The sequence below is a fragment of the Saccharothrix ecbatanensis genome (assembly GCF_014205015.1).
Taxonomy (GTDB): Bacteria; Actinomycetota; Actinomycetes; order Mycobacteriales; family Pseudonocardiaceae; genus Actinosynnema; species Actinosynnema ecbatanense.
Genome location: NZ_JACHMO010000001.1, coordinates 1,292,770 through 1,305,453, shown reverse-complemented (window position 1 = coordinate 1,305,453; position 12,684 = coordinate 1,292,770). Strand labels below are relative to the sequence as shown.

Here is a 12,684-nt window from a genome sequence, read left to right as displayed (position 1 = left end):
CACCGGTAGAGAACACCGCCGCCGCTACGGGCTTGGAGACGAAGGAATAGACATGGCCACCGACCCGAAACAGCTCGTCGAGGCGCTCCGGAAATCTCTCAAGGAAACCGACCGGCTCCGTCAGCTCAACAAGCGGCTGCTCGCGCAGGCCAGTGAGCCGCTGGCGATCATCGGTATGAGCTGCCGCTACCCCGGCGGTGTCACCTCCCCGGAGGAACTGTGGGAGCTCGTGGCCTCCGGTCGCGACGCGTCCACCGGGCTACCGACCGATCGCGGCTGGGACCTGGACAGGATCTACGACCCGAGCATGAGGCAGCCCGGAGCCGTGTCCACCAGCGGCGGCGGCTTCCTCGACAAGATCGCCGACTTCGACGCCGAGTTCTTCGGGATCAGCCCGCGCGAGGCGCTCGCCATGGACCCGCAACAACGCCTGCTGCTGGAGGCGTCGTGGGAGGCGTTCGAGCACGCCGGGATCGACCCGACCTCGCTGCGCGGTAGCGACACCGGCGTCTTCTGCGGCGTCGCCACCACCGACTACTGCGCGGTGCCCGCAGGCACCCTGCCGCACATCGAGGGTTTGCAGCTGACCGGTGGCGCGGCCAGTGTGTCCTCGGGCCGCATCTCCTACGTCCTCGGCTTGGAGGGCCCCGCCGTCTCCGTGGACACCGCCTGCTCGTCGTCCGCGGTCGCCCTGCACATGGCCACCCAAGCCTTGCGCGGCGGCGAATGCTCCATGGCCCTCGTCGGTGGCGTGACCATCATGTCCGGCCCCTTCCTGCTGGCCGAGTTCAGCCGGCAGCAGGCCGTGTCCCCGGACGGCCGCTGCCGCGCGTACTCGGCTTCGGCCGACGGCACCGGTTTCTCCGACGGGCTCGGCCTGGTGGTGCTGGAGCGGTTGTCCGACGCGCAGCGCAACGGACGACGCATCCTCGGCCTGATCCGGGGCACGGCGATCAACCAGGACGGCGCCAGCAACGGCATGACCGCGCCGAACGGCCCCTCGCAGGAGCGGGTCATCCGCCAGGCACTGGCCAACGCCGGACTCACCCCGTCCGATGTGGACGCGGTCGAAGGCCACGGCACCGGCACGGTGCTCGGCGACCCCATCGAAGCCCAGGCACTGCTGGCCACCTACGGCCAAGAACGGGCGAACGCGCCGCTGTGGCTCGGCTCGATCAAGTCGAACATCGGGCACACCTCCCTCGCCGCGGGCGTCGCCGGTGTGATCAAGATGGTGATGGCCATGCAGCACGAGACGCTGCCCGCCACCCTGCACGCGGACACGCCGTCACCGCACATCGACTGGGAATCCGGCGACGTCGCGCTGTTGACCGAGGCCCGGCCATGGCCCACGGGAGACAGGCCCCGGCGCGCGGGCGTGTCTTCCTTCGGGGTGAGCGGCACCAACGCCCACCTCATCCTGGAAGAGGCCCCCGCCGCGGAACCCGCTGCCGATGCCGTCCAGCCCCGGGTCATGCCCGCGGTTCCCGTGACGGTCTCAGGCCGCACCGCAGCCGCGATGCGCGCCCAGGCCGAGAGGCTGCGCACGCACCTGCTGGCGCGTCCGGAGCTGTCGCTCCTCGACGTGGGCTTCTCCGCGGCCACGACAAGAGCCCACTTGGAACATCGCGGTCTCGTGGCGGCCTCCGACCGCACGCAACTGCTGGCAGGGCTGGCCGCCCTGTCCGCTTCCGGGTCATCGCCCGTGGTGGTCGAAGGCCGCGTTACGCCCGGTGCCAAGTCCGTGTTCGTGTTCCCGGGCCAGGGAGCGCAATGGGTCGGCATGGCGGTGGAGTTGTTGGACTCCTCCCCCGTGTTCGCCGCCGAGATCGCCGCCTGCGGCGAAGCACTGGCCCCGTTCGTGGACTGGAACCTCGACGACGTCCTACGCGCGGCCCCCGACGCGCCGTCCCTGGAACGCGTCGACGTCGTCCAGCCCGCACTGTTCACCGTCATGGCAGGGCTGGCCGCACTGTGGCGCTCCCACGGCATCGAACCCTCCGCCGTGGTGGGCCACTCCCAGGGCGAGATCGCCGCCGCTTACGTCGCCGGTGCGCTGTCACTGACGGACGCCGCCAGGATCGTCACCCTGCGCAGCCAACTCGTCCGCGACCACCTCGCCGGACACGGCGGCATGATGTCCATCTCCCTGCCCGTCGAACGCGTCGAAAAACTCATCGCACCCCACACGGGCCGAGTGTCCATCGCCGCCGTCAACGGACCCGCCACCGTCGTCATCGCCGGCGAACCCGCAGCACTCGACGCCATCCTCGCCACCTGCCAGCAAGACGACATCCGCGCACGCCGCATCGCCGTCGACTACGCCTCCCACTCCCACTACGTCGAAGCAATCCGCACCGACCTGGTCAAGGCACTGGCGCCCACCGAGCCCAAAACCGCGACGATCCCCTTCTACTCCACCGCCACCAACGGGTTCATCGACACCACCACGATGAACGCCGACTACTGGTACACCAACCTCCGCGGGCAGGTGGACTTCGAACCCGCCATCCGCGCCCTCATCGACCACGGCACCGGCTGCTTCATCGAAATGTCTCCGCATCCGGTCCTCACCATGGCGGTGGAGGAGACGATCGCCGCTCACGGCGCGGTCGACCGGATCGGAGTGGTCGGCTCCCTGCGCCGTGACGAAGGCGGCCTGGCCCGCTTCACCCTCTCGCTCGGCGAGGCGCACATCGCCGGCGTCAAGGTCGACTGGGCCGCCCGCTTCGCCGACTCCGGCGCGCGACAGGTCCCCCTGCCGACCTACGCCTTCCAGCACAAGCGCTACTGGCTCTCCGGCACAGGTCTGGCCGATGCCTCCGCGGTGGGCCTGAGCCGCGTCGAGCACCCCATCCTGGCGGCGGCCGTGAAGGTCGGCGACCAGGACGAATGGGTGCTCACCGGCCGCGTCTCCCAGGAGTCGCAGCCGTGGACGCGCGACCACGCGCTGTTCGGCGCGGTCGCCCTTCCCGGCGCCGCGTTCGTGGAGCTGGCGCTGTCCGCGGGCAACCGCGTGGGGTGCGCCCAGCTCGCGGAATTGAACCTGGAAGCGCCACTGGTCCTGGGCGATGACGCCGTCCGCGTCCAGGTCACGCTCGGTCAGGCCGACGCCGACGGCCACCGCGAGGTGGCGATCTACTCGCGGCCGGAGGCGGACGAGGAACAGTCCGCCGCGGTCACCTGCCACGCGCGGGGCCGGCTCGTCCCCGATGCCGAGCCGCTGACCAGCACGCAGGGCGAGTGGCCGCCGGCAGGTGCCGAGCCCGTGTCGGTCGACGCGTTGTACGCCACTTTGGCGGAACTCGGCGTGGACTGCGGTCCGGTGTTGCAGGGCGTGCAGGCGGCGTGGACTCTCGGTCCCGAGGTGTACGCCGAACTCGCGCTGCCCGACGGCGTCACGGCAGGCGCCTTCAGCGTCCACCCGGCCCTGCTGGAGTCCGCGCTGCACGGCGCTCGGCAACCCGACGCTTCCCTGTCCGCGGGTACCTGGGCGGGAGTGCGGCTGGCGGGTGCCGACGTGACACAGGCACGGGCACGCATCACGCCCGTGGGCGACAACGCGCTGCGGCTCGACATCTTCGACGCCGAGGGCACGCCCGTGGCGTGCGTGGACCGGATCACTGCCCGTGAGGCCGATTCGGTTCACCTCGAAGAGTTGCGCCGGAGGCAGAACTCGTTGTTCCGGATGGAGTGGGTTCCGGTCCAGGCCGAGGCGTCCAGGACTGTGCGCACCGCCGCTCTGGGCGGAGCCGTGGGCGGCGGGGATCGGTACGACGACCTGGCCGGGCTCGAACTGGCCGTTGACGGTGGTGCCGCGGCACCTCACGTCGTGCTGGCCCTGATCGACACTCCCGCCGCGGACGTGCGCGCCGCCGCTGCCGAGGCGTTGGCCTTGGCGCAGCGCTGGCTGGCGTGCAGGCAGCTGGGCGAGGCCACCTTGGTGGTCACCACGCGCGGTGCGGTGGGTGTCGGGAACGAGGTTCCCGATTCGGCACAGGCGGCCGTGGCGGGTGTCGTGCGGGCCGCGCAGTCCGAGCATCCCGGTCGTTTCCTCCTGGTGGACGTGGAGGTGGCGGGTGAACCGGAGTGGGGCGCGCTGCTGGACCTGGACGAGCCCCAGCTCGCGGTGCGCGGTGGTCGGGTCCTGGCGCCGAGGTTGGCCCGTGTGCCCACCGGTTCCACGGATCGGACGAGGCCGCTGGACCCCGACGGCACTGTCCTGATCACCGGCGGCACCGGCGCGTTGGGCGCCCTGTTCGCCGAGCACATCGTCAAGCGCCACGGCGCCCGCCACCTGCTGCTGGTCAGTCGCCGTGGGCCGGCCGCCGACGGCGCCGCCGACCTGGTCGCCACGCTGGAGTCCCTCGGCGCGCAGGTGCGGGTCGAAGCCTGTGACGTCACCGATCGCGACCAGCTGGCAGGGCTGCTCGGTTCCCTGGAACGCCCGTTGACCGCGGTCGTGCACATGGCGGGCCTGCCCGACGCGGGTCTGATCGAGGCCCTCTCCGCGGAACGGCTGGAGCAGGTCTTGCGGGTCAACGCGGACGCCGCGTGGCACCTGCACGAGCTGACCGCCGACGCGGACCTCGCCGCCTTCGTGCTGTTCTCCTCTTTCGCCGCGCTGATCGGCAGCCCTGGCCAAGCCGCGTCGTCCGCGGCGGACGCGGCCGTGCAGGCTTTGGCCCGCAGCCGCCGCTCGGCCGGACTCGTGGGCGCCGTGCTCGCCTGGGGCTTCTGGGCCGACGGCCGTGGCATTGCCGCCGAACTCGACGAGGCCAGCCTCGCCCGCCTCGCGCAAGCCGGTATCCGCACGCTCTCGGCCGAGTTCGGACTCGAACTCTTCGACCGCTGCGTCGCCGGCGACGAGCCGCTGCTGGTCCCGGTCGAGCTGGACCTGGCCATCCTGCGCGACCAGGCCCGCGCAGGGCAGCTACCTGCCCTGCTGCGTGGACTGGTGCAGGTGCCCAACCGCCGTACCGCGGCGGGCGGGAGCCTGGCTCGACGCCTGGCCGAGGTGCCGGAAGCCGAGCGGGAACGCGTGGTGCTCGACCTGGTGCGGGCGCAGGTCGCCGCCGTGCTCGGCCACGACTCCGCCGACGAGGTCGACATCGAGCGTGCCTTCAAGGACCTCGGCTTCGACTCCGTCAGCGCGGTCGAACTGCGCAACCGCCTCTCGCACAGCACCGGCGTGCGGCTGGCGGCCACCGTTGTCTTCGACCACCCCACGCCGGTGGCCATCGCCCGGCTGCTGCTCGCCGAGGTCGACGGCACCGCGGGGACTGCCCTGCCCGCCGCGCAGAAGCGGCACGGGGCGGTGGACGAGCCGCTGGCGATCGTCGGCATCGGCTGCCGCTACCCCGGCGGCGTCACCTCCCCCGAAGAGCTGTGGGAACTGGTGGCCGAGGGCCGCGACGTGATCGGCCCGTTCCCGACCGACCGGGGCTGGGACCTGGAAGGGCTCTACAGCACGGACATCGAGAAGATCGGCACGACCGACGCCCGCGGCGGTGGCTTCATCTCCGGCATGGGTGACTTCGACGCCGAGTTCTTCGGGATCAGCCCCCGCGAGTCCATGGCCATGGACCCCCAGCAGCGCCTGCTGCTGGAGACGTCCTGGGAGGCTTTCGAGCGCTCCGGTATCGACCCGACCTCCTTGCGGGGCAGCGACACCGGCGTCTTCCTCGGCATCACCGGCGCCGACTACGGGATGCTCGTGCCGAGCGAGTACGAGGGCTACCGCCTCACCGGCACCATGTCCAGCGTCGCCTCGGGCCGCATCGCCTACACCCTGGGGTTGGAAGGTCCCGCCGTGTCGGTGGAGACGGCCTGCTCCTCCTCGGGCGTGGCGATGCACCTGGCGGCGCAGTCGCTGAGGAGCGGCGAGTGCTCCCTCGCGTTGGTCGGCGGCGTGACGTTCATGACGACGCCGATCACGTTCACGGAGTTCACCCGTCAACGGGCGAACTCCCCGGACGGCCGCTGCCGCGCCTACTCGGCTTCGGCCGACGGCACCGGTTTCGCCGACGGGCTCGGCCTTGTGGTGCTGGAGCGGTTGTCCGACGCCCAGCGCAACGGACGGCGCATCCTCGGCCTCGTCCGGGGCACGGCGATCAACCAGGACGGCGCGAGCAACGGTCTGACCGCGCCGAGCGGCCCCGCTCAGGAGCGGGTCATCCGACAGGCGCTGGCCAACGCCGGACTGACCCCGTCCGATGTGGACGTGGTCGAGGGTCACGGCACGGGCACCGCGCTCGGTGATCCGATCGAGGCACACGCCCTGTTGGCGACGTACGGCCGGGAACGCGCGAACGGGCCCCTGTGGCTCGGCTCGATCAAGTCGAACATCGGCCACACCTCGGGTGCGGCCGGTGTCGCCGGTGTGATCAAGATGGTGATGGCGATGCGGCACGGGGTCCTGCCCCGGACCCTGCACGCGGAGACGCCGTCCTCGCACATCGACTGGGACTCCGGCGAGGTCGAGCTGCTGACCGAAGCCAGGGAGTGGAACGGCCACGGCCGTCCCCGCCGCGCGGGCGTGTCGTCCTTCGGGGTGAGCGGCACCAACGCGCACATCATCCTCGAAGAGGCGCCCACCGACGTCGAAGTCGACGGATCCGAGGCCGTCGTTCCCGAGGCCGTCGCCCCGGCGCCCGCGACGCCGGTGCTGCTGTCCGCGCGCACCGAGCCCGCCCTGCGGGCCCAAGCCGAGCGGCTGCGCCTGCACGTGCTGGAGAACCCCGGGCTCTCCTTGCCCGACCTCGGGTACTCCCAGCTGGCGACGCGAGCCCGGCTGGACCACCAGGCGGTGTTCGTGGCGGGCGACCGGGACGAGCTGGCCGCCGAACTGGCCGCCTTCGCCGTGGGCGACCCGACGGAGCGGACGGCCTCGGGCCGCCCCTCCGGCGCCGTCAAGCCGGTGTTCGTGTTCCCGGGTCAGGGTGGCCAGTGGCTGGGCATGGCGGTCGAACTGCTCGACTCCTCCCCCGTCTTCGCCGCCGAGATCGCCGCGTGTGGAGAAGCCCTGGCGGAGTTCGTCGACTGGCGGTTGGAGGACGTGCTGCGAGGTGCGGCCGATGCGCCGTCCCTGCAACAGGTCGACGTCGTGCAGCCTGCCTTGTTCGCCGTGATGGCGGGTCTGGCCGCCTTGTGGCGGTCCTACGGCGTCGAGCCGTCGGCCGTGGTGGGGCACTCGCAGGGCGAGATCGCCGCGGCGTACGTCGCGGGCGCCCTCTCGCTGCGGGATGCGGCCAGGGTCGTGGCGCGACGCAGCCAGGTGGCCCGGGACATGCTCGTGGGAACGACCTGCATCGCCTCGGTCGGGTTGCCCGCCGAGCAGGTCCGGCAGCTGATCGCGTCGTACGGGGATCGCGTGACGGTGGCGGCGATCAACGGTCCGGCGGCGGTGATCATCGCGGGCGACACGGATTCGATCGACGAGCTCGTGGCGCGGTGTGAACGCGAGGAGATCCGGGCGAAGAAGCTCGCCGCCACCTTCGCCTCGCACTCGGCGCACGTGGAGGTGGCCCGCGACGAGATGCTGGCGGCCTTCGCCCCGGTCACGCCACGCCGCGGGAACGTCCCGCTGTACTCGACGGCGCTCGGGGCGTTCATCGACACCGCGACGATGGACGCGGACTACTGGTACGCCAACCTGCGCAACCCGGTCGGCTTCGAGCCGGCGATCCGGGCGCTGATCGACAACGGCGCGAGTTGCTTCGTGGAGATCTCCCCGCACCCCATGCTGGTCGTGCCGGTGGAGGACACCATCGCCGCCGCGCGGGTCGAAGGCAGGGTCGGCGTGCTCGGCTCGCTGCGGCGGGACCAGGGCGGCCTGAACCGCTTCCTGCTCTCACTCGGCGAGGCGCACGTCGCCGGCGTCAAGGTCGACTGGGACGCCTGCTTCGCCGACTCCGGCGCGCGGCAGGTCCCCCTGCCCACCTACGCCTTCCAGCGCAGGCGGTACTGGCCGAGCGCGAGTCAGCACGTCGGTGACCGCGGCTCCGCCGGCCTCGGCGACGTCGGGCACCCCGTGCTGGCGGCGGCCGTGCAGCTCGCCGACCGGGACGAGTGGGTGCTCACCGGTCGCCTCTCCCAGGACTCCCAGCCCTGGCTCCGCGACCACGGCGCGTTCGGCCTCCCGGTCACGCCCAGCACGACGCTGGTCGAACTGGCGCTGGCCGCGGGCCGTGAGGTCGAGGCCCCGCTGCTCGACGAGATGATGTTCCTGGCGCCGCTGCTGGTGTCGGAGGGTTCGGCGCTGCACATCCAGGTGATCGTCGGCGGTCTCGGCGCGGACGGTCGCCGCGAGGTGGCGGTCTACTCCCGGCCGGATGGCGACAAGCACGCCGAGTCGACCTGCCACTGCCGTGGTTGGCTCGCGCCGGACGCCGAGCCCCTGCCCGGTTGGCAGGGCGAGTGGCCGCCGGCGGGTGCGGAGTCCGTGTCGGTCGACGCGTTGTACGCGTCCTTGGCGGGACTCGGCCTGGACTGCGGCCCCGCGCTGCAAGGCCTGCGGGCGGTGTGGACCCTGGACGGTGCGGCGTACGCCGAGCTCGCGCTCGCGGACGGCACCGAGGTGGACAGCTTCGGGATCCACCCGGCCCTGTTCGAGTCCGCGCTGCACATCGGGCAGCTGAGCTTCGGCGAGCAGGGCGCGGCGAAGTTGCCGGTCTCGTGGTCGGGAGTGCGGTTGGCCGCGACCGGCGCCACCCGGGGCCGGGCCCGCGTCACCGCCGACGGCGACACCCTGCGGCTGGACGTCTTCGACGTCAACGGCGCGCCGGTGGCGCAGGTGGATCGGGTCGTGTTCCGCGAGCCCGACCAGGCCCACCTGGAGGCGCTGCGCCGGGAGCAGAACTCGATGTACGGGGTGGACTGGGTCCCGGTCCCGGTCGGGGTTGCCCGGCCGGTGCGGTTGGCCGGTCTGGGTGGGGTCGGGGGTGCGGCGGACCGGTTCGAGGACCTGGCCGCGCTCGAACGGGCTGTCGACGGTGGCGCCGCGGCCCCCCGGGTCGTGCTGGCCGCGATCGACACCTCTGCCTCGGACGGTCTGGCAGCCGTGCGCGCCGCGGCGGCCGAGGCGTCGGATCTGGTGCGCCAGTGGTCGGCGTGCACGCGGTTGGGCGCGGCCACGCTCGTGGTGACGACGCGTGCCGCAGTGGGTGTCGGGGATGAAGTCCCCGATGCCGCGCAGGCAGCGGTGTGGGGTGTGGTCCGGGCCGCGCAGGCCCAGGACCCCGGTCGTTTCGTCGTGGTGGACGCGGATGGCGAGCCGGAGTGGAGCGCGTTGCTCGACCTGGACGAACCGCGGCTCGCCGTGCGCGGTGGGCAGGTCCTGGTTCCCAGACTGGCCCGTGTGTCCGCCGGAGCCGCGGACCGGACGAGGCCGCTGGACCCCGAGGGCACCGTCCTGATCACCGGCGGCTCGACCCGCGCGGGCTCAGCGCTGGCGAAGCACCTGGCGGCCCGGCACGGCGTCAGGAACCTGCTCCTGCTCACCGAGCAAGGTCACGATGGACACGGCGTGGCAGAACTGGTCGGGGAACTGGAAGGTCTCGGCGCGCGGGCGCGCGTCGAGACCGCTGCCCCGGACCGGCTGGCCCCGCTGATCGAGTCCCTGGAGCAGCCGCTCACGGCGGTGCTGCACACCGGCGGCGACCTCGACGGTGACAGGCTGGACCTGGCCTGGCAGCTGCACGCGGCGACCGAGCGACTGGACCTTTCCGCATTCGTGCTGTTCTCCTCGTTCGCCGCCATCGGCGGCGGCCGGGAGGTGGCCCCGGTCGCGTCCGTGGACGCGGCATGCGCGGAGGCGCTGGTGCGCAGGCGCCGCTCGGCAGGACTCGCCGGGACCGTGCTGGCGTGGGGAGCCTGGGCGGGGGCAACGCCCGACGCCGTCGGGTCGGCGGGCACCGCGGACCTGTCCCTGGAGAGCGGACTGGCGCTGTTCGACCACGCCGTCGGCGTGGACGCCGCACTGCTGGCGCCGGTGCGACTGGACATGGCGGCGTTGCGGGCGCAGGCCCGTGAGGAGTCCCTCCCCGCGCTGTTGCGCGGTCTGGTCCGGCTGCCCGCCAAGCGTGCGACGGAGGGCGGCTCGCTCGCGCAGCGGCTGGCCGGGGTGTCCGACGCGGACCAGGACGGCGTCGCGTTGGACCTGGTCAAGGCTCAGGTGGCGGCCGTGCTCGGCCACCACTCCGCCGACCAGGTCGACGTCGAGCGCAAGCTCACCGAACTCGGCATGGACTCGATGACCGCGGTCGGGCTGCGCAACCGGCTCGCCCAGGCGACCGGCCTGCGCCTGCCCGTGTCGTTCGTCTTCGAGCACCCCACCCCGGCCGAGATCGCACGGCAGCTGCTCAAGCTCGTCGGTACCGGGACGGCGGACGCCGGCGCACCGACCGAGGACATGATCAGCGTGCGGCTCAAGCACGCCGCCGAGAACGGGACCATGCCCGAGGCGTTGCGGCAGCTCGTGGACGCCGCGGGCCGCGGGCCCGTCTTCTCCTCGGCCGCCGAGCTGCCCGACACCGACGGACGGGTCGCGCAGCTCGCCTCCGGGCCGGGCCGGGTGAAGATCGTCTGCGTGCCGTCCTACGTGTACGTCGTCGGCTCCGGCCAGGAGCAGTTCATGCGGCTGGCCGACCGCTTCGAGGGCGTGCGGGATGTGCACGTCTGCTCGCTGCCCGGCTTCGGCACCGGGCTGTCACCGCAGTCCAGGGAGGTCGCCCTGGAAGTTCTGGAAGGCGAGATCCGCACGGCCGTCGGCGACGCGCCGTTCGTCCTGGTCGGCTACTCCATGGGCGGCATCGTGGCGCACGCCCTGGCCGAACGCCTCGAAACCTCGGGCGCCGCGCCGACCGGGGTCGTCATGATCGACACGTTGGCCCTCGACGGCGACGGTGAGCAGGTCGACGGTGAGCATGTCGGGCAGGCCTTCGCGGCGATGATGACGGAGATCATCGCGCACGAGCGGCGCGACCTCTCCATCTCCGACGCGAACTGGCTGTCCATGGGCACCTACCTGCGCCTGTTCGCGCACCACCGGCAGACGCCGATTTCCGCCAAGACCCTGATGATCCGGGCGGCCGAGCCGCTCGACGGCGGAACGGACCGGGCCGGAACGCGGTGGGAGACCACCGACGTCCACACCGTGGTCGCGGCCGACCACTTCGCCCTCATCGAGGCCGCCGCCACCACCACCGCTGACGAAATCGAAAGTTGGATCCACGCATGAGCAACGACACGCTCCGCCGGGGTATGGCCATCACGGTCATCCTCATCGGGGTGTTCATCTCCGCGGTCGACATGCTGATCGTGAACATCGCCTTCCCGAGCATGCAGAAGACCTTCCAGTCCGCGAGCCTGACCTCGCTGTCCTGGGTGATGAGCGCCTACGCGATCACGTTCGCCGCGCTGCTGCTGCCCAGTGGCCGCTGGGCGGACCGGTCGGGGCGCAAGCAGGTCTTCCTGCTCGGCCTGGCGCTGTTCACCGTGGCATCGGCGATCTGCGCCGCGGCGACCTCGCTCGAAGTGCTCGTGGCGACACGGGCGCTGCAAGGCGTCGGCGCCGCGTTGATGGCGCCCAGCTCCCTGGGGCTGCTGCTCGGGCTCTTCCCCGCGCACCGGCGCGGCATCGCGATCGGCCTGTGGACCGCGGTGGGCGGGGTCGGCTCCGCCGCCGCGCTGCCGCTGGGTGGCCTGCTCGCCCAGTCCGACTGGCGCGCGATCTTCATCGTGAACCTCCCCCTCGGGGTGGTGGCCGTGGCGATCGGCATCTGGGCGCTGCCGAAGTCCGAGAAGGAAGCCGGTCCCGTCCCCGACATGCTCGGCATCGTCGTGCTCGCGGCGACGGTCGCGGCGCTCGTCGCGGCGATCTCCCAGGGGCAGTCGTGGGGCTGGGGCAGCGCCCAGGTCATCGGCCTGTCGGTGGTGGGCGCGCTTGGTCTCGTCTACACCGTGCGGCGGGCGCTTCGGCACCCCGCCCCGGTCATCGAACCCGCTCTCCTCAGGATCAGGAACGTGGCCCTGGGCAACGTCGCCACCGCCTTGTTCTTCATGGGCGTCGGCGCGATGGCCTTGTCCACGATCCTCTTCCTGACCCAGATCTGGCAGCACTCGACGCTGCGGGGCGCCATGGAGATCGCGCCGGGACCGGTGGCCGCCGCTTTCTTCGCCGTTCCCAGCGGCATCCTGGCCGTCCGCTACGGAGTGCGCCTGATCGGGCTGGTCGGCGGCATCCTCTTCTCGGCCGCGGGCGTCTGGTGGGCACTCGTGCTGGACGGCACCCCGGACTTCGGCGGCGGCTTCCTGCCCGGATCGATCATCGGCGGCATCGGGTTCGGCCTCATCCTGCCCGCGCTGGCCGCCGCCGCCACGCTGTCGCTGCCGCCGGAGCGCATGGCGACCGGCACCGGCATGTCGGCCATGTCCCGCCAGATCGGCATGGCGCTCGGTGTCGCCGTGGTGGCGGCCGTGCTCGCCGGTGCCCCGGATCTCGCCTCGTTCCAAGTAGCGTTCATGATCATGGCAGGCGCGGGCTTGGCCAGCGGGCTCGCCTTGCTCGCGGTCGGCCCGGTGAACCGCCCGGCCCCGGCCGAAGTGGGCAAACCGTCGGCGGTGACCGGGCACGAGCCCGCGGCGCCTGCGGAAACGGCAAGTCGGGCCAATTGAACCACCCGG

General features: G+C 72.2%; 2 protein-coding genes. Both read left to right on the top strand.

The window, feature by feature from the left end; all coding sequences use genetic code 11:
* The first annotated feature begins 52 nt into the window (after window positions 1-52).
* A complete protein-coding gene (locus F4560_RS05885; RefSeq protein ID WP_184917290.1) occupies window positions 53-11,239 on the top strand; it encodes a type I polyketide synthase in 11,187 nt (3,728 codons plus the stop codon).
* On the top strand, window positions 11,236-12,675 hold the full coding sequence (locus F4560_RS05880) for an MFS transporter (RefSeq protein WP_184917287.1): 1,440 nt from the start codon (window positions 11,236-11,238) through the stop codon (window positions 12,673-12,675). The genes F4560_RS05885 and F4560_RS05880 overlap by 4 nt, the downstream gene beginning before the upstream one ends.
* Window positions 12,676-12,684 lie beyond the last annotated feature (9 nt).